Source organism: Cellvibrio fibrivorans, from assembly GCF_031457055.1.
GTDB lineage: Bacteria > Pseudomonadota > Gammaproteobacteria > Pseudomonadales > Cellvibrionaceae > Cellvibrio > Cellvibrio fibrivorans.
In genome coordinates, this window is record NZ_JAVDVX010000011.1 from 25,400 (window position 1) to 49,158 (window position 23,759).

Consider the following 23,759-nt stretch of genomic DNA (forward strand, 5'->3'; position numbering starts at 1 on the left):
CGATAGCTTTTTAAGTTCGGTGGTTCGGGCGCCCACAACTGGGCGCCCTAATGTCGTCAGGCTTTAGTTATTCAAAGCTAACGTCATCGACGTAATAGCTGGATTCGGTCGCACTGTTGACAGGTCCCATAAAGCGCACACCAAACCCGCTCAACTCGCCGCCCATGGTGGAAACATCGAGCGACAATTCGGCGCTACCGTTTACCAGCGCAACGGCGCCACCATCTTTCCAGGCAAAATCCTTATCTTTGGCAAAGAGCTGTACTTGGGTGGCACTGCCGGTATCAACCGCATGAACCGATACTTTAAGGGTAGTCACATCACCCAGGAGCAGACCGCCAGTTGGATAGACCTGCAGGATGATGTTGTCGTCGCCGTCTTGCAGTTGAGTAGTACCGCCCAGTGACTGGCCACCAGATTTGCTCCAGTCGCTGCTCAGGTGGATTCCGTTCTCAGGGGACCAGTTCTTTTGGAATTCCCACTTGCCGGTACCTTCAAAGTCAAACAGCACTGTATCGTCCAGCTTGACGGTATCGATGTGGAACTCAGCAGCGGTGCTGGTGGCATCAAAGCCTTCGAATTGCACACCCAAGCCTTGCAAAGTGGTAAATGCGGAGACATCGATTTGCAGAGTCACTTCACCTGTCGCAGCAACTGCACCTGAATCTACCCATGTCCAGTCATCGCCATGTTTAATAAACAATTTGGCGGTGGTGCCTGCACCTGCATTAGCGGTATGGACAACCAGCGTGAGGGTTTGCTTGTCGGTCGCATCAATGCCACCGGTTGGGTAGGCTTGTAATACAACGCTGGTCGGATCGGTTTCGGTGGTTAAGTCTTTGGTTACACCTAAGGCTCTGCTGCCAGTGCTACTCCAGCTATCAGAGAGAGTGATGCCAGTGGTGGCAGCCCAATTTACTTGCGCTTCCCACGGTGAAACCGATGGCTCGAAGTCAAACAGCACCGCATCGCCGAGCATGACTTTATCGATCGCAAAGGTAGCGTTGGTGCTGGCTGCATCAAAACCTTCAAATTGCACGCCGATACCTTGCAGGGTTTCCAGTTCAGAAACGTTCAAGGTCAGGGTCGTTTCGCCCGCGACAGATACAGCACCTGAATCCACCCAAGTCCAGTCGTCGCCGTGTTTAACGAACAACTTGGCAGTGGTACCAGCACCGGCGTTGGCAGAGTGAACAACCAATGTGAGTTGTTCTGCATCACCTACTTCAATACCGCCTTCTGGATAGGTTTGCAGTACAACGCTGGTAGGTGCAGTTTCCGCGCTCAGGTTTTTGGTGATTGACAGTGCGTGCTCACCAGCAGCTGACCAATCACTAGATACCATTGCACCTGGTACATCACCCCAGTTGATTTGCGCGCTCCAACCAGATGCCGAGAATTCAAAGCCTTCGTACAAGCCTGCTTCTACTTTCGCTCGGCCGCCTGGAACATCGTCCAAGTTCAAAGTGCCCTCAAATTCATAAGCGGCCTTGGCGGTGGTTGCATCAGCGTTTTCAGGGCCGTATTCGGTGCTGCCTTCAGAGTTCCAGGTGACGAAGTAAGCCCACCATGCATTTTGTTCTTGCAGCAATGACACATTAGGAATAGTGCCAACTTCCGTCAGCGCCACTAGCTTCTTGCCATCAAAACGGTCGCGTAGGGTGTTGAATTGGGTTTTGAATGGATTGTTGGCATTGTTGCCGTCGTAACCGTCATAGCCCACCACATCCACATAGTCATCACCCGGATACCAGTCATTACTCAGGTTGCCCGCAGCGGTGTACACCCAAATAAGGTTGTTGAGTTGATGCACTTCGGTAAAGCGTTGATACATGATTTCCCACAGAGCTTTGAAGGATGCGGCATCAGACGCGCCCCACCAGAACCAGGCACCTTCCGCTTCGTGCAATGGACGCCACAGGAGTGGAATGTCGGCATCAGCAAATTTCTTCAATTCAGCGGCAATATCATCCATATCGGAGATCAGTGCCTGGTAGTCTGCACTGTTGGTATCGGCCAACGCGGTTTTCAAATTGAAATTGGTGCCAGTAGTGTAGAAACCTGAGTACCAAGCCGTTTCACCACTGCCGCTACAATTTGTATCTTTCAACTTGGTGGGTGAATTCCAGTGCCAGAGCGGTGACAGGATGACATTTTTGGTATCGTGCTCGGCAATCATATCTTCACTTAGGAAGCCAGGTTCGGCGCCACAATTGATGCGTGAACTGGAGTAGTCCATCAAATCAAATGCCACAATCGCCGGTGATTGGCCGCCGGTGATTTCAGTCACTTTGTTAAAATCACGTAGACCGGTCTTATTGCCCAGATCGTTGTAATCCATGTATTCGGTTTGACCGCTGATAGTTTTGGACCCGTAGCTACCCGCCAAAAATACCATCAGATCCTGAGTGGCTTTAGTGGCGTTTTCATTGGTCAGAGTAGTCGGAACTGCTTGTGGTTTTGCAGGTTTTGGCGCAGCCAGCAGCTTGATGGAGTCGACACGGTAATAATCCCAACCGCCGCCAATTTTGATGGAGTTGTTGCCTTCTTCGAGTTTGATAATGCCCAGGCTGTACTTGTTAAATGCATCGCCTGCATAAATAACCAACTCATTTTCCACGCCACTAACAGTGACGTTAGCGACTTTGGATGCACCATAACCTGACGCCGGTATAGCTGCGTTTACATAGAGATAATAATATCCGGCCGATAGGGTTTTACCGTCGACCAAGCTTCCAGATGGGATGTTATAAGTAGCGTAAGCACCGGGGAGAAAGTCATTAGTATGTTGGCCACTGGCGCCGTCAATAATGTAATTACTATGACCCTGGCTTATGAGCTCGACGCCACCCAGAGTTACAAAGTTAGTGTCTTCAACTTCGATATTGATCATCGCTGCTGGATCAAACACGACAACCGATACTTCGTCGGTTAGCAGGTTGCCGTCCTTGTCGCTCAGTGGCTCGTTGTTAGCGGATAGTGCGGTGATTTTGAAGGTATATTTCTTGATGCCTTCAACAGTTGGGGCGACGAATGTAAGGTTAGGGGCGGTCCAGTCACTGATCCCCTCAATAGTGTCGCCACCCAGGAGTTCCCACATTACTTTTTCGGACGTCACAGTCCCGACCAAGCGGCCACCCAAGGCTACGGTTTGACCCGGTGGCGCTTCAATATCGGCACCAGCAATGACGCCCAGCGGACGGACTTCGGGGATGTAGGTTACATCGTCATTATTGATTTCTGATCCGCCTCCACCTCCACAACCAGGTAAAAAGCCGAAGCAAAGCGACGAGAACAGTAAAATGTTCACCCGCAATAGGTTTTTTGATATGAGCATTGGGCACCTCGAATGGTAGATTCCGGTCTGGTTATAAGTATTTTGGGATCGCCTTCTCACTGCTGCTGAGGGCTAAATCATCGCGACATCGCGTAAAGCACCAGTTAGAAGAAAAGAAGATAATTAGTCCTCCCTATTCCATGCTATGTGTAATCGATTACATTTTCAAACAAATCATGGGGATTTTTCAGGCGACATTTGCATGGGTAAAAATGACAACAACCTTTCCAATTATAATTTTTGTTTAAAAACATGACGTTAACGAACTAAGTTAATAAAATTACATAATAGCAATATAGATCTATCGCTATTACCTTGTGTAACCGTATACATATTTTCGTTACAAATGGTGACGACAGCACCTTTAGAGAGCGACAAACTGAACATTTATACGGCGAAAAACCTTCCAAACATGACCGTGTTCTACTTTTGTGACTATTTCCATCACAAAAAAATCCAACTGCGCAAAAATCACTTGTAATCGGTTACATCGATTCATACCATTCTTAGACGATTACATTTCATCTAGAAAATATTCGAAGAGGATGTGTCCGTTAGTCGCGTGTGAGAAGCCGGCAGACAGCTCCCGAACTAACGATAATCGCGCATAGTTGTAAAAAATCCATCTTTCTTAGTTGCTAGCTCGTCCGCTGGCAACTATCGAATCGGGGGAATTCCTCCCCGAGAGTCCGTCTGGGGAATTCAATACCCAGAGGCTTTTGTTCACCTTCCACTCAGTTGGAAGGTAACTCCATTTTTTAATAATAATGAGGTGATCCAAGATGAAAAATTTCCAATATCTCGCTCTATTTTTTTCGTTAATTTTTTTTAGCTCGACTAGCTTTGCGCAGGACTATCCCAATTGCGCCAATTCCGCTTCTGATCCAGATGGTGACGGCTGGGGCTGGGAAAACAGTACGAGCTGTCGCGTTGTATCCACAAATACAAATAGTCATCCAAACTGTGCCAGTGCTTCATCAGATCCCGACGGTGATGGTTGGGGCTGGGAAAATAACCAAAGCTGTCAGGTGGTCAGCAGCACTGACAACGGCAGCTCCAATAATTATCCAGAATGCCGAAGCGCCTCCTCAGATCCTGATGGTGATGGCTGGGGCTGGGAAAACAATCAAAGCTGTCAAGTGGCGAGCAATAGCGGAGTTAGCGGCAGTTGCGGGACTGGTAGTTGCCCGACGTCATTAAGTTGCCCAAGTGGGATGAGCTGCGGGTGCTACACCGTTTCCGGATTAGGAGCCAATAAACAGGCTTACAATAATGCTGGTGCCAATCGAAGTTTTCTTGCATCAGCAATGATGGAGACTGAACAAATGAATACCAGTTATGCATATGGCGATAATAAAACTGGAGATGCTTTTAATGCCGGTGCAGCCAAGCAAAATTGGGGCATGATGAGACAATGTCACTCAGCGTGGAGAAGTTATGGATCAAATGATTATGCAGTGTCATCTGCTTTAAATAACAGTCGCTCCATGGATGTTCAAATTTATAATGAATGCCGCAATTATTACGGCGATCAATGGTTTGCTGGTCACCGCAATGGTTCATCAGGCCTAAGTAATTCTAATACTCAAGACATCAACAATTTTCGTGAAGGATACAATTGGACATACAACCAACTCGCTGGCCATGAGTGTGATGACGTACGCTTTTGGGTAAGCATTCCCGCAATCTAAATTCAGAAAAGACAACGAAAGGAACAGTATTTAACTGTAATTTTTTAGAATCGCAAAAAGAGAGCTATCCGAATAGACATTTATTTTTTTGCTTGAGGCCTGGTTGGAAATTGCCAAGGAATTTGTTGATCGAGAATTCAAGGATGCGTCTCTACAATCCAGTGCCTCACTATTTATCGGAAACTATACCTCCTCAATAATGAATACATCAATTATCAAAATGCGAGGACAATAAGATGTCAAGGAAACGATTCTATTTGGCACTTTTATGCATCTGCCTAGTGTTCATAATAATTTATCTGGCAATTGAGGCTATCTTTACTTCACTGTTTAATTAATTTTCAGAAACTCAAAGTCATTCATTGCGAATAGGCCAAAGCAAAAAATCGATAACTTTATTGTTATAAGACATGACCTATCCCCAATCTCAGCACCACTTCAAGGATGAGATATCCACGTTAAGCCGCCAGCTTCGCGAACGCCACTGGCGACAAAAGATCGATTCCACTAGGATGGTTTTACCGCCATTTGCCTTGATCGCTGGAAAGCGAACAATATTCTTGACAGCTGACCTTTTGAGCTTACGAGCGGGAATATTCATTTCGAGCAGTTCCTAAGCATCCTTGCTCAAAAAATACTCTACTTTATAATTTTATCCTATAAATTTATAACCTTATCCTATAAATTTATAAACTTTACCTGTAATTCACACTTTTATTCAAGCTTATGTGCTTATTTGTTCAAGCTTATGTCGAACTGTTCAACTTTATGCACTAATTTACATTAATGCGGATTATGGGATAAGTCTATAAATCCGGCGCGGAACCATCTAGGTTATGGACGATTTATAGGAATTGCTTCGCTACAAATTTATAGGAATAGTTTATAAAAAATTCCATGCCGCGATTCTAAATCACCAAATCTCAACTGCCGCAGCAAAAAGGAGAAATAGGCACTGCTAACCCCGAGGGAAAATCTATATAGAAGCTCAGGGCGTCGTATTCTTTGATAGCATGGATTTGCGGGTTGAGTGATCCTACGTAGTTGCTAAAAAGAATATTATATAAAGCAAGGCTTCGCAGCCCGACAGTACAGTAAGATCCTCACGGACTTGTTTGGAAACCGTTATCAATAATGAGGCTTCCTGATGGGTTTTTTTCTGGTTGCTCTCGTCATAGGTAACTGGCTTGAAGCGATCTCATCATTTTAAACGACACCACGCGCCCAATCAGTTAAAACACCCAGTGGTTATTTCCCGGGCGGCGCACTGTGCCTTGGGGGCGCTCACCAATGGGCAACACGACGCCGATCTGAACCTGGTTACCATAGTCTTCTCTGATGGCCATGAGGGCTGGTTCAAGGTCGGTGTCATTTGAAATAAAGACTAGCTGCTCAGCATTGCCCTTTTGAGCACCCCAGTAAGCGGTAAGCGCCGTAGCAACTTCAGTTTGTTTTTCCTCAAGCTTCCAAACCTCCACACGATCGGTTTTGTCTGGCGGAGATTTGTAAACTACGGCATGAGCCTTATCCATTGAGTAGTACCCCTTCCCGCTGGTTGATGTCGAAATCAACCTTTCGATGTTTGACTTTGGCTGTTGCTCGGGAGGATGATCCATGTCTGTAGAGCCGACCATGCTTGGGTGCTCCCTCAGGAATGGAGCGTGTACATTTCATGGAAAAAGGGATTTGGTATTCAATGTGTCGGTGTTGAGATAATCGGCTATTGAAGTCTGGAATGCTGTTCATTCTGATATCACTATCCTTAAGGTGAAACCTGTGTCCGATATGAAAGACCAACTTGATGCTCTGCTAGCACGTATTCGTTCTCCAAATACCCGCAAAGCAGGCGACGCTTTTTTCTCTGCCGATCCATTGGATTTATCTGTTACATATTCACCAGACAATTTCGTTAGGCTTGATGCTCAGCCCGACCCCAAGCCGACTGACCCTCCCAGTAAGAAATCGTAACCTTTAGCAGAGTATTCTCTTGAGCAGGTCACTGACGTAATTTTTCCCCTAACCCTCGCTCAACACCGTATGCTTCTATATCCGAGAAATCTTGTCGGTCTACACTCGGAGCCCCAAGGTTAGCGCGGCACTTGGTGTAGGCATGAGCCAAAACATCTTGTCGATACAATTTGTCATAGAGGGAGTAGAAACGGTAGCTATCTTCAGTCTTCGCTTTTACGTGTAATGTTCTCTGTAGTTTCCGAACGCTAATTGGAGTTGCTAGGTTGCCCAATCTCCTGATCCTTTCCTACTTTAAACATTGGTTTTGAACTGAGGCCCCTTTCCTCCACTGGCATTACCCGGCTTCTACGGTACTACGAGCCTCTCCGCCACCCCAATGCGCCCGAACGCTCCCTCGCGGGTGTTCGGTTGATCTCCCCAGATCACGCAGAGGGGCTTCCCGTGTTGCGCGCGCCTCCCTTGTGTACATGCTGTCGCCACTACCCCGGCACAGCAACTGGGATCAGCCTTGCTCAAGTCCCCCAGTTGTATCAGCCTTCCCCGATATGACGGTCAGGTCGGCCTGTGCAACGTCCTTTTCGAGGATTGCTCGGCGCTCACTCGCGTTACGGCCTGCACACTCGCGCTGCCACCGTATTTTGTGGCACGCTTCACCGGAGGCTTCAACCATTTCGTTGCCTCCATAGTTGCTCCGGTTGCTTTCGGCTGGAGCGATAGCCGAGTGGGATTTTCACCCACGGGGAAAGCGCCGCCTTATCACGGCGCACGCCAATACCGGAAGTTGGCAAGTCACGCGCGCCCAACCAAAAGTGGACATTGGTGACATGTCAGCGGCCAAATTGGTAAGTAAGCCTATAATATTAAAATTGCGCTGAAGATAACTTTTATTTCATCTTTTTTTGCAAATATCTACCACCGAACTGACACCTTATTAAACCTCTTCGTATAGTCAATTTCTTGCCTCTAATTCAAGTTGGTCACACAAAAGACTTTTGTTCGTCATTATTCTGTCAATAAACCCCTTTAGATTATCGAGATGACACTTTCGTCTCAATCCAAGAGGTGCTATTTCATGAATAACATTAAGACCTTCGCTTCGAGCGCATTAGCCCTTGCCATAGCCATGGCTGCTCCCTTGGCCGCTGCCCACAAGAACCCTCACAACCCCGATAAACCTCAAGCTGAATTTAATACCCCTGCCTACTGGTACGAGTCTGGGCAGGAAGCGTTAGCTGAAGCCAAGCGGAAGGCGTATGCCGGTACCAACGCCAAGAATGTCATTCTGATTGTGGGCGATGGCATGGGTGTATCCACCGTCACCGCCGCCCGTATTCTTGAGGGACAGTTGAACAATCGTGACGGTGAGAGCAATCGATTGGCTTTCGAACAACTCCCGCATTTTGCGCTAAGTGTCACTGCCAGTGCTAACCAACAAACATCCGATTCAGCACCAACCGCGACGGCGATGGTTGCTGGCATTAAAGCCAATGACGGTGCTATTTCGGTTAATCAAACCGTGTCACGCAGTGAAAAAGATGCCAGTGTTGTGGCTGCGGCCAGCGTGAAAACGATTCTTGAGCAAGCGGAAGAGCGCGGTATGTCTACCGGTGTAGTGAGCACCGCACGCGTTACCCATGCGACTCCAGCCGTTAACTTCGCACATACGCCCAATCGTGACTGGGAAGCCGATGCCAATTTGCCAGCTGGTGCAACAGTGAAGGATATCGCCCGCCAGCTGCTTGAATTCCCTTACGGCAATGGCCTGGAAGTCGTGTTAGGTGGCGGACGCCGTTATTTCTCGGCAGAAACTGAAGCTGACCCTGAATACACCGGTCGCACCGGTATTCGCCGCGACGGGCGCAACCTGCATCAAGAGTGGGTAAGCAAATATTCGAAAGCAGCTTATGTGTGGGATAAAAAAGGGTTTGATGCCATCGATCCTCGCAAGACAAACCACCTGCTGGGACTGTTCGAGCCTTCCCACATGCGTTATGAAGCTGATCGTGCGCAGGATATTGCCGGTGAGCCATCGCTGGCAGAAATGACGACTAAAGCGATCAAGATGCTGGAGAAAAACAAAAAAGGGTTCTACCTGATGATTGAAGCAGGTCGTATCGATCATGCCCATCACTCGGGGAATGCCTTCCGCGCACTGACCGATACTATCGCCCTGTCTGATGCGGTCAAAGCCGCTGTGGCGATGACTGATCCGCGCGAAACCTTGATCGTGGTAACAGCAGACCACAGCCATGTGTTCACTATTGCCGGTTACCCGGAGCGCGGCAACCCTATTCTGGGTAAAGCAGCGGTTAATGGTGTGGCCGCCAAGGATAGTTTGGGGCTGCCTTACACCACAGTGTCCTACGCTAACGGCCCTGGCTTTACAGGCGGATTTACTCGCCGTGAGTTCAATGGCACCAACGAGAGCCCGGTACCAGCCATTTATGAAGGTGGTGCAGCTCGCCCGGATCTGACTTATGTGGACACTACCAGCCCCGCCTATATGCAAGAAGCAACCGTTCCGCTTGGCTCGGAAACTCATGCCGGTGAAGACGTAGGCTTGTATGCACAAGGTCCGAACGCGCACCTGTTCCGTGGTGTGCAAGAACAGCATGTGATTTACCACATCATGGCTGATGCTTTGGGTCTCAATAAGCGTGGTCGCTAACGCCGGATAAGAACACGCCTTACCAACCCTACAACACCGTTGCCTATTGGCAGCGGTGTTTTCCTGTTAAAAGAGTGTATTTTCAAATGAAGAAACAATTGCTGTTTTTGCTATTCGTATTGATGCCCCTGGCAGGATGCACAACTCATCAAACGTCCCCGCCCAGTGTCACGCAAAATTCCATCGCAACAAGTCTCTCAACGGTCAATGCGGAATTCACTACACGCGTTTACGGTACTGGAAGTGACGCCCTAACTCACGGGCACCTGTGGCGATCCCCGACACGGGTTGAGTGGCTGGACATCACCACGAATACCAGTGAGATATGGACAAAAACCAGTCAAAACCTGTGGTTCTACAGCAAAGCATTTCATGCTGATCAACAGGTCATCGAATATTCCCCAGTGGATTTGAATTTGCTTCAGGTTGCCCCGGCATGGCAATCCTTTGCAGCTGCAATCAATCCTGCGCTGCTACAAAAATTACCCAAAACTCGTGAAATCAGTCCATTGGGCGACATGAATCGAATTCAGTATCGCGGCACCATTGATCAGGTCACTTATGAAGTAGATTGGTTGCCCGAACTTGCGCTGGCCACACGGGTCAAGACGGTAGAAAAAGGAGTAACCCGCGTGACCGAATTAAAACAACCCTTGCTCACGTCAGATGATTCAAAAGCCCCTCAAAACATTAGTCGCTACCGGTTTATTGAGTATTCTGATTTGGGTGATATGGAGCGCGATCCCTTCGTAATGAAAGTCCAGCATTCCCTGTTGGGCGCGCACGAACATTCCCATTGATACTACTCACTATCCCAGGTGTTCCTTTGCACTTGGGATAGCGCTTTATTTCCAACGGTTTTCCCTTTTTATTTCGACTTAATCCCGATCTACGAGTTAAATATTTGCACGCCGAGGATTGTTGCGTGCGTTTGTCACTTGGGTTCTTGCCTTAAAAGTTACATGGTTCAGTGAATAAGGAGCGCGGGTTCATAACATACCAGCAGCTTCGGCGGTGGCTATAGCAGGCAAATTGTTTTATCCTCAATCGCTTAACTAGCTAGGTGCTTCTCAGGTGAGAATTAGTTCCCGTTATAAAACGTTTGCGCTTCTGGCATTGCTGTTTTGGCTGATGATCAGCTGGAGCGGTGTGCACGGGCACTTTTGTTTTGACGGACAGGAGCCACCAATCTCCCTTCATGTTGACGTAGTAGATGGGCACGAGGTCCATTCAGCAGATGAATCGCATCAGGATATCGATGTAGACTTATCTCAATCGGTTATCACGAAAGTTTTGAAATTTGATACGCCATTGGCGTTGTTGCTCGTTGCGACCTTTTTGCTTCAGGTATTGCCTCGATCCGCAATATTCTTCCCGGCTTCTCAAACCGCTCACCCACGCCGTATTGTCGGTTTACGTCCACCATCGCGCGCACCTCCCGTCACTCCAGCCTGATTACCCATAACGCCCCTTTTTTTGACAGGGGTAATTCGTGTATTTCCATTGTGCTTCCACGTGCTGCGCCGGGAAATACCTATATGGCTGGAGCTTTCTATGCAATTTATCCATCGGGCATTAACCGTCTCGGTTATTGCCATTACTTGTAGTGCCTATGCGGCGTCCTCAGCTGCACAATCAACACTCACGTTGAGTGAGGCAGTCCGGGCAACACTGCAACAAAATCCTCAACTGGCGGGCTATACCTTTAAGGCCAATGCCTTGGCAGGAGAAAAGCAAACTGCCGCGCTGCGGCCCGAGTACCGCATCAGCGCTGACCTTGAGAATGTCGCAGGTTCCGGTGAATTTAGCGGTACCGAAGCCAGCGAACTGACCATTTCATTGTCATCCGCTATTGAGTTGGGTGGTCAGCGCGATGCGCGCATGAATGTCGTGACCGCCCGCCAACAGCAATTGCAATCCACCCAGCGCCTACTGACGTTGGATGTGATTACAGCGGTGACTCATCAATTCATTCAATTACTGGCCGCGCAGGAACAACTGGCATTGCAGGAAGAGTCGCATCAGTTAATCCAACAAACCCTCAACTCACTGACCAGGCAGGTTCAGGCAGGCGGTACGGCGGACAGTGAACTCTTGCGCGGAAACGCCGCATTGGCGCGTTCCAAAATTGCCTTGCAACAAGCCCGACAAATCGTGAGTAGCGAGCGAGTCAAACTCAGCGCTTATTGGGCAGATTCCTCGCCGGATTTTACAGCGGTAAAAGCCGATCTTTATGCGGTTCCAACGGCAATGCCTTTACCGACGTTGTTGGACAAGTTGTCAGGCAATCCGGATTTGGAGCAATTAACTAAAGAAGTCGATGTTCGCATTGCTGAAGTGCAACAAGCGCGTAGCGAACGACGCCCCTCGCTGGAATGGAATGCGGGCGTTCGTCGTCTTCAGGCTTCCGAGGATTCTGCTGTCGTTCTTGGCTTGAGCATGCCTTTAGGCGCAGGCAGTAGAGCCGGTGGCGCAATCACAACCGCTAATGCCAATCAACAAAGTGCTGAACTCGAACGAGACAGCGCGCGAGTGCAATTAGAAGCTCAACTGATCTCCACTTATGAGGCTCATCGGCAAGCGATTGATGAAGTGGATGTGTTGCGTGACGAGGTCCTTCCTTCGCTAAAAAAAGCCATGCGCAGTACTGCCAATGCATTTGACCGGGGGCGTTACAGCTATCTGGAATTAAACCTTGCGCAAAGCCAATTGGTGGATGCCCAGCAAGCCTTGGTAGGGGCCGCTGCCCGCATGCAGGAAACTCGAATTGAGCTGGAGCGAATGATTGGCTCCCCCCTGAACGAACAGAATTTTGAGGTTAACCCATGAAAACATCGAACAAACATTTAGCGAAACCTTCATCGAAAAATTTGCTGAAATCCGCTCCGGGCGTGGTTTTAATTTTGGCGCTGTTACTGGTGATGTTTTTGGCCGATATTTATATGGCCAGTGCAGCAACGACTAGCGATGATCACCAACATCAAGAAGATGAACATACTGAAGAAGCAGGCTCCCATGAACATGACCATGGGGACGGCGAGAAGCATGAAGGGAAACACGAAGACGAAGAGCATGGAGATGAAGGGAAGCACGAAGAGCACGGAGATGAAAGCAAACAGGAAAGTGAAGATGGGCATGGTCATGTGGAGAGTGGCGGACACGGTCATGAAGATGAAGAGGGAACCACTCAAATTGAAGACCCCATGGCACAAACTGTGGGTATTGTGACGGAACGCTCTGGTGAACAAACACTTCATCAAACCGTTCTTACCTATGGGCGATTAACCACAGCTCCCGAGCAAACCAGCCATGTGCGCGCACGATTTTCAGGTGTTATAACGTCGGTACAGGTCACTATTGGTGAGACAGTGGCAGCCGGTGATCTTCTGGCTGAAGTTGAAGCCAACGAGAGTTTGAGAAAATACAGTATCCGCGCACCCATTGCCGGAATGATCGTGCAACGGCACGCTAATTCGGGCGAGGTTACAGGAGATCAAACACTGTTTTCAATTTCGAGCTTTGATAACTTGTGGGCCGAGTTGCGTATTTTTCCCGCTCAACGCTCCTCTGTTGCTATCGGGCAAGAAGTTTTTCTGAGTATGGGCGAGCAAAAAGTTGAAACAAAAATTGAGCACCTCCTCCCAGCCAGTGATGAGCAGCCATATCTCATTGCGCGCGCAAAACTAAACAACCATGAGTCAATGCTCTCTCCAGGCGCAATGGCTGAAGGACGTATTGTTATCGATGAATTTAACGTAGACGTAGCGGTAAAAATAGATGCACTGCAAACCCTGGGAGGGCGCACCGGGGTTTTTGTCAAACATGGTAATAAATACGAATTTATTCCTTTGGTCGTGGGGCGAAAAGATGACAGCTATGCCGAGGTCATATCTGGCCTGAAACCCGATACAGAATACGTAACCCGAAATAGCTATCTCATTAAAGCCGATATCGAAAAATCCGAAGCCGAGCACGAACACTAAGGGGTGTAGCATGATTGATTCACTACTACGCTTAGCCATCGAGCGGCGTTATCTATTTTTAAGTTTTGTTTTATTAATCGTCGGCATCGGATTTTGGAGTTATCAAAAACTCCCTATTGATGCGGTGCCCGACATCACCAATGTCCAGGTGCAAATTAATACCGCCGCACCAGGTTATTCGCCGTTAGAAGCCGAACAGCGGATTACTTACCCGATAGAAACCGCGTTGGCAGGGTTACCCAACCTATCCTATACGCGGTCGTTGTCTCGCTATGGTTTATCACAGGTTACTGTGGTGTTTGACGAAGGTACCGATATCTATTTTGCCCGGAATCTTATCAACACCAAACTGGGATCGATGAAAAGTGTGCTGCCTACCGGTATGGAACCTGAAATGGGACCCATCTCGACAGGATTGGGTGAAATATTTATGTATACCGTTCAAGCGACTCCCGAGGCGCGAACGCAAGACGGTAAACCATACGATTCTACTGCCCTTCGTGAAATTCAAGACTGGATAATCAAACCCCAGTTGGCGCAGGTAAAGGGTGTGGTAGAGGTAAACAGTATTGGTGGCTATAACAAGCAATACCACATTACGCCAGATGTACAGAAACTCCTGCACTTCGGGGTGTCGATGGAAGACCTGGTTGATGCGCTTGAATCCAATAATGATAACCGTGGTGCAGGTTACATCGAGCGCAATGGGCAACAATTACTAGTGCGCTCGCCCGGCCAACTGCAAACCTTGGATGACATCGCCAACGTCATTGTTGCGCAGCAGGATTCTGTTCCCGTCAAAATCAGTGATGTTGCCGATATTGCCATCGGGAAAGAGCTTCGAACCGGTGCGGCAACCCAGGATGGTGTTGAAACGGTGCTGGGTACGGCCATGATGCTCATCGGAGAAAACTCACGCACCGTAGCGCGAGACGTAGCGGCAAGGCTGATTGATATTCAAGCTTCACTCCCCGAAGGCATTGTTGCGACACCCGTTTATGATCGTACAGCGTTAGTCGATAAAGCCATTGCAACGGTCAGTAAAAACCTTTTGGAAGGCGCCTTATTGGTGATTGTGGTGCTTTTCCTGTTACTCGGGAATTTGCGTGCAGCACTGATTACGGCGGCAGTAATCCCACTATCGATGCTTGCCACCATAACCGGCATGGTACACACCGGGGTGTCCGCAAACTTAATGAGCCTTGGGGCATTGGATTTCGGGATCATCGTCGATGGCACTGTGATTATCGTGGAAAACGCTATCCGGCGTTTATCCCATGCTCAACGTGAAGGCGCTCTTGGCCTGCGCGAACGCTTGAACGTGGTTTTTGAGGCAACCTCTGAAGTTATTCGGCCCAGTCTGTTTGGTGTCGCGATCATCACCGTTGTGTATATCCCGATTTTTTCCCTCACCGGCGTGGAAGGCAAAATGTTTCACCCCATGGCCGCAACGGTCGTGATGGCACTTGTCGCCGCAATGGTTTTATCCCTCACTGTTGTGCCGGCTGCGGTCGCGGTTTTTTTAAGCGGGAAAATCAGTGAACAAGAAGGCGTTGCCATTCGCAGTGCGAAGCAAATCTATAAGCCTTTATTGTTGCTGGCATTTAAATTCCGTTGGTTTGTGATTGGCGGTGCTACCGGTCTTGTCATCATTTGCACGTGGCTTGCCACAACACTGGGATCTGAATTTATTCCGCAACTTAACGAAGGCGATATCGCGTTACATGCCATGCGAATCCCCGGTACCGGCCTCGAACAAGCGGTCGAAATGCAGGAAGTTCTCGAACAGCGCATCAAGTCGTTTCCCGAAGTAGATAAAGTCTTTGCACGCATAGGTACTGCCGAAGTTGCGACCGATCCAATGCCCCCGAATGTTGCCGATAATTTCGTTATCTTAAAGCCTCGATCCGAATGGCCCAATCCCGATAAGACCAAAGAGCAGTTGGTGGAGGAAATGGAAAAATCGCTTGAGGAACTACCCGGTAATAATTATGAGTTCACCCAACCCATCCAAATGCGGTTCAACGAACTCATTTCAGGTGTCAGAGCCGACCTGGGTATCAAGGTGTTTGGCGATGACCTTGATCAACTGGTGTTGACCGCTAACGACATACTCGAAGCCTTGAATCAGGTAGAAGGTGTGGCCGATGCACGCGTTGAACAGGTGACAGGGTTGCCGACACTTTCAATTATTCCGAAGCGAAGCGCGTTGGGCCGCTATGGATTGAATGTGTCAACACTTCAAAATTGGGTCGCCGCTGCCGTTGGCGGTGAAAGTGCGGGCATATTGTATGAGGGTGATCGGCGCTTTGAACTCATCGTGCGATTACCGGAAGCTGTGCGGCGCGATGTCGAGAAGCTCAAGTTTTTACCGGTGCCACTGCCTAACGGCGATTACGTTCCGCTCGCTGAAGTAGCAACTATCGACATTTCTCCGGCACCTGCACAAATTAGCCGGGAAAATGGCAAGCGCCGGGTGGTTGTGACCGCAAATGTAAGGGGACGCGATCTGGGCGGCTTTGTGCAAGATGTTAAAGCGCAAATTGCCGACAAGGTGGATATGCCCGCAGGGTATTGGCTGGATTACGGCGGAACATTTGAGCAACTCGAATCGGCCAGTAAGCGCCTGTCTCTTGTGGTGCCACTGACGCTGCTGCTGATCATCGGCATTCTTGTTATGGCGTTTGGCTCGCTAAAAGACGCGTTAATTATTTTTAGTGGCGTGCCTTTGGCGCTCACGGGTGGAGTGCTGGCGCTAGCCATTCGAGATATGCCCATGTCCATATCGGCAGGTATTGGTTTTATTGCGCTTTCCGGTGTTGCCGTACTCAACGGCCTCGTCATGCTCGCTTTTATTCGTGATCTCTGGCACGAAAAAGGGGATTTGATGTTGGCTGTGACCGAAGGCGCACTTGTTCGCTTACGACCGGTTCTGATGACCGCATTGGTAGCAAGTCTTGGTTTTGTACCAATGGCACTGAACACGGGAACCGGTGCAGAAGTCCAACGTCCATTGGCAACCGTTGTTATCGGCGGGATTATTTCCTCGACGCTGCTGACGTTGTTTGTGTTACCCGTTTTATATCACTGGCTTCATAGCAAATTTGGGGCGACCAGGCCAAAGAATTAATTTCCTTCGAAGGCTCAACGTTTGGCGCTGATTGTACCGATTTGATGAAAACCGATGACCGGGGCACAGAGTGCCCGGTCATCAACCGGTTTTTTCACAGGAGCATTGACTATGACCACCTTTAAAAAATTAATTATTTTGCTATCGATTGGGATATTACTAAATGCCTGCCAATCACCATCAATGACTCAGCCCCAAGTCGCGTTTGAGGATGGTGAACTTCGGCAACATCACTTGAGTCTTGTGAAAGCGGCGGCCAAATTTGATAAGGGAACCCTGACCTTGAGCGGTGGTGTTTGGCCCGAACACAAGCAAGTGCATGTGAAGTGCGGTCAAATACAATTGCAGCTATTCGACACTCAAGGCGTGTTATTAAAAACCATCGCCACTGATTATTCTCCCTGCCATCTTCACTTCAAGCCGAATACCCGACGCACGGGTTATTTTTCAATAGTGATCAATAATATCCACCCGCAGACATTGATTATTAAAGCCAGCTATCAAAAAAAGCCGCATGAGCCTCATTGATTTTTTGTGATATGACTCTTCATTTTCCATCACTATTTTCAAGTAAAGGATACGCTATGGAACATACACACCAATATGATGAACAGGGCAAACAACTGTGTTGCACAGAAGAAGCAAAAATCAATAACACAGCAAATGCGCTAATAAAAAATAGCCCCATGAAAAGCTGTAGTTGTTCCGGTGACGATCAAGATCAGCATACCAATGATGATAGTCATGACCACGATCATGCCAGTGAGGATGGTAACAATATCAGGCTATTTCTACCTGCCGCACTGAGTTTCGTTGCACTGCTGATTGCAATAGCACTGGATAATTATTTTCCACAAACCTGGTTTACGGGCTGGGTACGTATTGGCTGGTATGTTGCCGCCTATTTACCTGTCGGCCTGCCCGTGTTGAAAGAGGCCGTTGAGAGCATCGTCAAAGGTGAAGTGTTTTCTGAATTTTTATTGATGGGTATTGCCACCATCGGCGCTTTTGCTATTGGTGAATATCCGGAAGGTGTTGCCGTGATGTTGTTTTATTCTGTCGGTGAAGTATTCCAGACCCTCGCCGTGAAAAGAGCAAAAACCAATATTAAAACCCTGCTTGATCAACGCCCCGACGAAGTAACCGTGTTACGCAATAATCAAGCGATGACTCTCAAAGCAGAGACCGTCAGCATTGGCGATATTATCCAACTCAAAGCAGGTGAGAAATTAGGATTGGATGGTGAACTCTTATCTGAAACCGCCTCATTTAATACCGCTGCGCTGACCGGCGAGAGCAAACCTGACACAAAAACCAAAGGTGATAGTGTTTTGGCGGGCATGATTAATCTCAATGCAGTGTCTCAAGTCAGAGTAACCACTGCCTACACCGACAGCAAACTGTCCCGAATTTTAGAGTTAGTACAAAACGCTGCTGCGCAAAAAGCGCCTACCGAATTATTTATCCGAAAATTCGCCAAAATATACACACCTATTGTAGTTGCGTTGGCCGTTGCGATTTGTGTGGTGCCATACGTATTTGTGGAGACTTATGTATTCAGTGAGTGGTTGTACCGTGCGTTGATTTTCCTGGTGATCTCCTGTCCGTGTGCACTGGTCATTAGCATTCCACTGGGCTATTTCGGCGGCATAGGCGCAGCCAGTCGAAACGGTATTTTATTCAAAGGCAGTAACTTTTTGGACACCATTTCTACCATTCAAAACGTGGTGATGGATAAAACCGGTACCATGACGGAAGGTGTTTTTAAAGTACAAGAGGTCAACCTGAAGCCCGAGTTCAATCGCGATGAAATCCTGAAAATGGTTAATGCGCTGGAAAGCCAGAGTACGCATCCGGTAGCGACCGCTATTCATCAATATGTAGGCGATATCGATAGCAGCATTACATTGAACAATGTTGAAGAAATATCGGGTCATGGATTGAAAGCCGACGTGAATGGCAAAGTGTTACTGGTCGGTAATTTCAGGCTGCTCGATAAATTCGCCGTCGCCTACGATATTGATCCGGCCTCGATTGTGTATACCGTCATTGCGATTGCCTACGACCATAAATTCGCGGGTTACATCACCATTGCTGACAGCATAAAAGAGGATGCGCAATTAACGATAGACACGCTGAAACAACTCGGTGTCAACATTACCATGCTTAGCGGTGACAAAAATTCCGTGGTGCAATTTGTCGCACAGAAATTAGGTATCGCGAATGCCTTTGGTGATCTGCTGCCAGAAGATAAAGTTAACAAGGTAAAAGAAATCAAAGCGCGCAATGAAACCGTTGCATTCGTAGGTGATGGTGTTAATGACGCACCGGTCGTTGCCCTGAGCGATGTCGGTATAGCGATGGGCGGCCTTGGCAGCGATGCAACAATCGAAACAGCCGATGTTGTTATTCAAGATGATAAACCCAGCAAAATTCCCACTGCCATCGCCATCGGTAAACAAACCAAACGCATTGTTTGGCAAAACATTTCCCTCGCGTTCGGTGTAAAAGCCATCGTATTAATACTGGGTGCTGGAGGCTTAGCCACAATGTGGGAAGCGGTTTTTGCGGATGTTGGCGTAGCGCTGCTGGCGATTTTGAACGCGGTGCGAATTCAGCGAATGAAATTTTGAGAGAAGATCGACATAGCGCCAGCCATCGGAATAATTTAGCGTTACTCTGCATTTTTTATGCTGGAGGTGCTGCACTGATTCTTACCGCATTCATCGGAAGGTTCAGGGCAGCACTGTTTTTTACGACGAGTCGCCATATAAATAATACCAAGGATTGCTACAGGCAGGAGGCATAGAAGTAGATCTACACTTTTCGGCCCAGTTACTATTGCCATCAAGCTTGCTGAAGACGCGCCAGCAATGACTAAATACAGCGGGACTGCACAACAGCCGATACACGCAATAGCCGCTGTAAATACTAACCATACTGATTTACGGTTGTTCATGAAAACTCCAAAATTGAATGAAGGCACAGGAGTCTTTAGCGTAAAATCTGGAGTAACTACAGATTCAAGTGTTTTATCAAGGATTAACTATGTTTGGGATTGGCGCACTTTCACATGCCACCGGCTGCCCGATTGATACCATCCGTTATTATGAAAAGCTTGGGCTATTGGAAAAACCTTTCAGGTCTGAAGGCGGCCATCGCCTCTACAACTCTGTCCATCAAAAACGTCTCTCATTTATTCTGAAAACCCGTGGCTTGGGATTCAATCTGGAGCGAACTCGCGAGATGTTGAGCCTTGCGGAAAACACGGAACGATCCTGTGCAGATGCACTAGCCTTGGTGAATAATAATTTATGCGAAGTGAGCGAAAAAATTGTCGAGCTTCAGCGTATCCAAAAGGCGTTGGAGCAAATGGCAAAGGATTGCCAATGTTGTTGTCCAGGTGCCCGAGCGCCTGAATGTACTATTGTTGATGCCTTATCCAATCTGAAAAACTAAGTATCGCATAGATCGCTAATCACTCGGACGGCCTTCGCATTTGGCAAAGAGTTCAATTGCTCTATCGCAATATTTGCAATGACCCTGACAGCAGTCGTGCATTAAGAATGCAACCAGATCCGACAATGTTGAAAAAATCACGCTGTAAATAATTGATCGCCCATCGCGTCTGCTCTCAATAAGACCCGCCTGCTCAAGCTGATTCAAATGGAATGAGATACGAGACGGCGCTTCCCCTCCTAATTGCTCTGCAATAGTTCCCGCCGCCATGCCGTCTGCACCTGCCACAACAAGCATGCGAATAATACGCAGCCGGGTTTCCTGCGCGATGGCAGCGAAGCTGGCAAGTGCTTGCTGCTCAGCCATCATACGAGATGGTTCCATATAACAATGCTCACTAGGTAAATAGGGTGATCCCAAAAAGATTCACCAGTATTTTAATACTTCAACAAATATAGAAATGATAAACAGTCTCATTTATTATAACCGCGCTTTGGCACAAGCCATCCTCCTGAAGGGTGCGCCCTCCTGCAAACGCCGGGTATTTGATAACAATGGAATCAAGCTATGCAACACATTCGTGAAAAACTGGAAAATCAGCAGGTCATAATTTACTTTGTTGCGGTCATCGTTGCCGCAGTAATTGCACTAATGGTACCGGGCATGAGCATGCTGGAACGCGCAATCAATCCTGCTTTAGCGTTAATGCTTTTTGTCACTTTTCTTCAAGTTCCTGTGGCCGATTTAGGTCGCGCCTTCACTCGAATTCGCTTCCTGAGCGCATTGCTGATCACTAATTTTCTTATTGTTCCATTGCTCGTTGCGGGCTTGATTCAGTTTTTACCCAATGATCCGATGATTAGACTAGGCGTCCTGTTTGTATTGCTCACGCCCTGTATCGATTACGTTGTTACCTTCTCACATTTGGGGCGTGCTGACGCCCGTTTATTATTGGCAGCAACTCCGGCGCTACTCATTACTCAAATGCTTTTATTGCCCGCTTATCTCAAGATGTTTTTGGGAGAGGCAGCGGCAGATCTCGTACAAATCGGCCCATTTGTGCACGCCTTCATTTGGTTAATTGCCGTCCCACTCGGATTAGCAGCGCTAGTGCAATTATGGGCCACACGAACCTCCGTTGGTGAACGTGTTTCCAATGCACTCGGCTTATTACCAGTGCCAGCAACCGCGCTGGTTTTATTCATTGTTATCGCAGCATTGATACCCCAACTTGAAACCGCTATCGATGCAACATTAAAAGTTATACCGGTGTACGTCGCATTTGCAGTAATTGCTCCGCTACTCGGATGGATTGTTGCTCGCCTGTTGCGGCTTGAAGCAGCTGCTGGCAGAGCCGTCGCATTCAGCGCGGGCACCCGTAATTCACTGGTCATACTGCCGCTGGCATTGGCCGTACCCGGTGCTATTCCCGTATTGCCCGCCATTATCGTGACGCAAACGATGGTCGAGCTTATTAGCGAGCTGATTTATATCCGCTTGATCCCGAAACTTGGAGGCAATAATAAAAGTGAATAATCAAAAACGTTTTCTTACGCGGATCGCCAGTGTTGTTGCTATTTGGTTTCTTATTTCAGGCACTGCATTCGCACAAACTGGAGCATCGGGCGATGCAAAGCAGCTATGGCAGCTGCTTGATTATGTTGCGGTAGATTACAGCGGGGCTGTCGCCGATGGTGTCATCATCAGCGAGGCGGAATACGCTGAGATGCTGGATTTTACAGAGAATGCGGGCTCGTTATTACAGTCTCTCCCGGAGCACGTATCCAAACCCGCTATTGCCCAAAAAATTGCCGAGTTGCGCGCAGCTGTCCTGCGTAAAGAGGCAAGCGCCGAAGTCAGCCGACTAGCAAATCAGGCAAATTCATCACTGATAACTGCCTATCCCTTTCCAGTAGCTCCTGCAACAGTCCCCGAGCTTGCTCGCGGACAAACTCTTTATGCGGCGCAATGTGCTGCATGCCATGGTGTGGATGGAAAAGGTGATGGTCCGCTTGCTGAAAGCCTGGAACCCAAGCCGATTGCATTTACGGATGCAGAGCGTGCCCGCACACGCAGCCTGATGGCTTTATATCAGGTGATTTCGCAAGGAGTGGAAGGCACATCGATGGCGAGTTTTGAAGCACTCCCAGAAGCAGATCGATGGGCGCTCGCATTTTATATCGGTACGCTTTCTTACGATGAATCCATGCGCGAAGAAGGTAAGCAATTCTGGAATAACGATGGACAAATAAAGAGCCACTTCGCTGATTTGACCATGCTTACGACAATCACCGAAGCAGCACTGGCCGAAACCATACAAGAACATAAAGCTCGCGCTGTCACCGCTTACTTACGAAACAACCCCGATGTTGTAGAAAAAAATAAACCTGTTGGTTTGGCGCTATCCCGATTGCGTCTTGCGGAAAGTCTGGCCGCTGCACGAGCCGGAGATCGAAACCTCGCGACACGTTTGAGCTTGTCAGCATACCTGGATGGATTCGAACCACTGGAGCCTATAGTGGCCACTCGTGACGGTGCTTTGATGATTGCCGTTGAAACCGCGATGCTCACCTATCGCTCAGCAATTACAAAAGGAACCATTGAACAAGCTGAGACTGCGGCAGTTCAATTGGAACAACTTTTTGTACAAGTCGATGCGCTAATGCAAGAAGCGAAAGCTGACCCTACAACAACGTTTGTTGGAGCACTCACGATTCTTTTACGCGAAGGTATCGAAGCGTTGTTGATTGTGATCGGCATGATTACATTCTTGAAAAAAACAGATAGACCTGAGGTACTCCGCCATGTCCATAGAGGGTGGATAAGCGCCTTGCTCGCTGGCGTGCTGACGTGGGTCGTAGCAACTTATCTAATCGGCATTAGCGGTGCTAATCGTGAGGTGACGGAGGGAATTGGCTCAGTACTCGCAGCAGTTGTTTTACTTAGTGTTGGATTGTGGATGCACCAGAAAAGCAGCGCTGGCAAGTGGCAAGATTATTTGAAAGGGAAAATGTCAAAGGCAGTGTCGCAGGGTTCAGCGTGGGCATTGTTCGCGCTGGCATTCATCGCAGTGTATCGAGAGGTTTTTGAGACTGTGTTGTTTTATTCCGCACTGGCAGCAGATGGAAATGGCGGCGCGTTGATGGCCGGTTTTTTCACAGCGTTAGTGTTATTGATAATAATCGCGTGGGCATTGCTGCGCACAAGCGCACGTATGCCGCTTGGAACATTCTTCTCTTTTACCTCCATTTTGGTGGTTGTACTTGCGGTAGTGTTAATTGGCAAGGGCGTATCCGCTTTGCAAGAGGCAGGATGGATAGGCGTAACGCTCATTACGATCCCACGTATCGAATGGCTCGGACTTTATCCCACACTGGAGACATTTATCTCACAAATAATCGTAGCCTTTGTTGCAGCAGGTGGCTTCGGTTGGAGTTGGTTTAAAACTCGCAACAATACGATCAAATAATTCAAATGAATGGCTTTGGTTAAATTAGCGCTATCCTGTCATGTGAAATTA

16 protein-coding genes are annotated in these 23,759 nt (G+C 48.3%); 12 read left to right on the forward strand and 4 right to left on the reverse strand.

Features of this window, described 5'->3' with window-relative positions:
- Positions 1-67 precede the first annotated feature (67 nt).
- Positions 68-3,337 carry a glycosyl hydrolase gene (locus J2X05_RS20400; RefSeq protein WP_310076177.1) on the reverse strand — a complete coding sequence of 1,090 codons (3,270 nt, stop codon included), beginning with the start codon at positions 3,335-3,337 and terminating at the stop codon, positions 68-70.
- A gap of 782 nt (positions 3,338-4,119) precedes the next feature.
- Here J2X05_RS20400 and J2X05_RS20405 point away from each other — a divergent pair.
- The gene (locus tag J2X05_RS20405; RefSeq protein ID WP_310076179.1) at positions 4,120-5,028 is read left to right on the forward strand and encodes a carbohydrate-binding domain-containing protein; all 909 of its coding nucleotides are present in this window, start codon (positions 4,120-4,122) and stop codon (positions 5,026-5,028) included.
- A 1,232-nt stretch (positions 5,029-6,260) separates the two neighbouring features.
- Here J2X05_RS20405 and J2X05_RS20410 read toward each other — a convergent pair.
- Positions 6,261-6,662: a PIN domain-containing protein gene (locus J2X05_RS20410; protein ID WP_261948102.1), complete on the reverse strand. Its 402-nt coding sequence runs from the start codon at positions 6,660-6,662 to the stop codon at positions 6,261-6,263.
- 142 nt (positions 6,663-6,804) lie between these two features.
- On the opposite strand from J2X05_RS20410, the gene J2X05_RS20415 reads away from it, so the two are divergent.
- The 8 genes from J2X05_RS20415 to J2X05_RS20450 all read left to right on the forward strand — a co-directional run bounded on the left by J2X05_RS20415 (position 6,805) and on the right by J2X05_RS20450 (position 19,413).
- Entirely contained in the window at positions 6,805-6,996 is a 192-nt protein-coding gene (locus tag J2X05_RS20415; RefSeq protein ID WP_261948103.1) for a hypothetical protein, read from the forward strand.
- Between the two features lie 1,075 nt (positions 6,997-8,071).
- Positions 8,072-9,667, forward strand: coding sequence for an alkaline phosphatase family protein (locus J2X05_RS20420; protein ID WP_261948104.1), 1,596 nt, complete (start codon positions 8,072-8,074; stop codon positions 9,665-9,667).
- An 86-nt stretch (positions 9,668-9,753) separates the two neighbouring features.
- Complete coding sequence (locus tag J2X05_RS20425) at positions 9,754-10,467, forward strand: hypothetical protein (RefSeq protein WP_261948105.1); 714 nt, start codon at positions 9,754-9,756, stop codon at positions 10,465-10,467.
- Positions 10,468-11,221: 754 nt separating this feature from the next.
- A complete protein-coding gene (locus tag J2X05_RS20430) occupies positions 11,222-12,496 on the forward strand; it encodes a TolC family protein (RefSeq protein ID WP_261948107.1) in 1,275 nt (424 codons plus the stop codon).
- Entirely contained in the window at positions 12,493-13,650 is a 1,158-nt protein-coding gene (locus J2X05_RS20435) for an efflux RND transporter periplasmic adaptor subunit (RefSeq protein ID WP_261948108.1), read from the forward strand. Before J2X05_RS20430 ends, J2X05_RS20435 begins: the two co-directional genes overlap by 4 nt.
- Positions 13,651-13,660: 10 nt before the next feature.
- Positions 13,661-16,780, forward strand: a complete 3,120-nt coding sequence (locus J2X05_RS20440) for an efflux RND transporter permease subunit (RefSeq protein WP_261948109.1) — start codon at positions 13,661-13,663, stop codon at positions 16,778-16,780.
- A 111-nt stretch (positions 16,781-16,891) separates the two neighbouring features.
- Positions 16,892-17,308 (forward strand): hypothetical protein, encoded by a 417-nt coding sequence (locus J2X05_RS20445; RefSeq protein ID WP_261948110.1) that lies wholly within the window; start codon positions 16,892-16,894, stop codon positions 17,306-17,308.
- Positions 17,309-17,364: 56 nt separating this feature from the next.
- A complete protein-coding gene (locus J2X05_RS20450) occupies positions 17,365-19,413 on the forward strand; it encodes a heavy metal translocating P-type ATPase (protein WP_261948111.1) in 2,049 nt (682 codons plus the stop codon).
- Positions 19,414-19,454: 41 nt separating this feature from the next.
- Here J2X05_RS20450 and J2X05_RS20455 read toward each other — a convergent pair whose 3' ends face one another.
- Positions 19,455-19,739, reverse strand: a complete 285-nt coding sequence (locus J2X05_RS20455; RefSeq protein WP_261948112.1) for a hypothetical protein — start codon at positions 19,737-19,739, stop codon at positions 19,455-19,457.
- Positions 19,740-19,828: 89 nt separating this feature from the next.
- Here J2X05_RS20455 and J2X05_RS20460 point away from each other — a divergent pair, with 89 nt between their 5' ends.
- Positions 19,829-20,239, forward strand: a complete 411-nt coding sequence (locus J2X05_RS20460; protein ID WP_261948113.1) for a MerR family transcriptional regulator — start codon at positions 19,829-19,831, stop codon at positions 20,237-20,239.
- Positions 20,240-20,254: 15 nt separating this feature from the next.
- Here the strand turns inward: J2X05_RS20460 and J2X05_RS20465 are convergent, their stop codons facing one another.
- A complete protein-coding gene (locus tag J2X05_RS20465; RefSeq protein WP_261948114.1) occupies positions 20,255-20,623 on the reverse strand; it encodes an ArsR/SmtB family transcription factor in 369 nt (122 codons plus the stop codon).
- A 183-nt stretch (positions 20,624-20,806) separates the two neighbouring features.
- On the opposite strand from J2X05_RS20465, the gene J2X05_RS20470 reads away from it, so the two are divergent.
- Together J2X05_RS20470 and J2X05_RS20475 are read left to right on the forward strand one after the other, a co-directional pair.
- Positions 20,807-21,775, forward strand: coding sequence for an arsenic resistance protein (locus tag J2X05_RS20470; protein ID WP_261948115.1), 969 nt, complete (start codon positions 20,807-20,809; stop codon positions 21,773-21,775).
- A complete protein-coding gene (locus J2X05_RS20475) occupies positions 21,768-23,708 on the forward strand; it encodes a cytochrome c/FTR1 family iron permease (RefSeq protein WP_261948116.1) in 1,941 nt (646 codons plus the stop codon). Before J2X05_RS20470 ends, J2X05_RS20475 begins: the two co-directional genes overlap by 8 nt.
- Positions 23,709-23,759 lie beyond the last annotated feature (51 nt).

Excerpts from the sequence above, each read along its gene's own strand:
- J2X05_RS20400 (WP_310076177.1), bottom strand. The coding sequence starts at position 3,337 with ATGCTCATATCAAAAAACCTATTGCGGGTGAACATTTTACTGTTCTCG.
- J2X05_RS20405 (WP_310076179.1), top strand. The coding sequence starts at position 4,120 with ATGAAAAATTTCCAATATCTCGCTCTATTTTTTTCGTTAATTTTTTTT.
- J2X05_RS20410 (WP_261948102.1), bottom strand. The coding sequence starts at position 6,662 with ATGGTCGGCTCTACAGACATGGATCATCCTCCCGAGCAACAGCCAAAG.
- J2X05_RS20420 (WP_261948104.1), top strand. The coding sequence starts at position 8,072 with ATGAATAACATTAAGACCTTCGCTTCGAGCGCATTAGCCCTTGCCATA.
- J2X05_RS20425 (WP_261948105.1), top strand. The coding sequence starts at position 9,754 with ATGAAGAAACAATTGCTGTTTTTGCTATTCGTATTGATGCCCCTGGCA.
- J2X05_RS20430 (WP_261948107.1), top strand. The coding sequence starts at position 11,222 with ATGCAATTTATCCATCGGGCATTAACCGTCTCGGTTATTGCCATTACT.
- J2X05_RS20435 (WP_261948108.1), top strand. The coding sequence starts at position 12,493 with ATGAAAACATCGAACAAACATTTAGCGAAACCTTCATCGAAAAATTTG.
- J2X05_RS20440 (WP_261948109.1), top strand. The coding sequence starts at position 13,661 with ATGATTGATTCACTACTACGCTTAGCCATCGAGCGGCGTTATCTATTT.
- J2X05_RS20445 (WP_261948110.1), top strand. The coding sequence starts at position 16,892 with ATGACCACCTTTAAAAAATTAATTATTTTGCTATCGATTGGGATATTA.
- J2X05_RS20450 (WP_261948111.1), top strand. The coding sequence starts at position 17,365 with ATGGAACATACACACCAATATGATGAACAGGGCAAACAACTGTGTTGC.
- J2X05_RS20455 (WP_261948112.1), bottom strand. The coding sequence starts at position 19,739 with ATGAACAACCGTAAATCAGTATGGTTAGTATTTACAGCGGCTATTGCG.
- J2X05_RS20460 (WP_261948113.1), top strand. The coding sequence starts at position 19,829 with ATGTTTGGGATTGGCGCACTTTCACATGCCACCGGCTGCCCGATTGAT.
- J2X05_RS20465 (WP_261948114.1), bottom strand. The coding sequence starts at position 20,623 with ATGGAACCATCTCGTATGATGGCTGAGCAGCAAGCACTTGCCAGCTTC.
- J2X05_RS20470 (WP_261948115.1), top strand. The coding sequence starts at position 20,807 with ATGCAACACATTCGTGAAAAACTGGAAAATCAGCAGGTCATAATTTAC.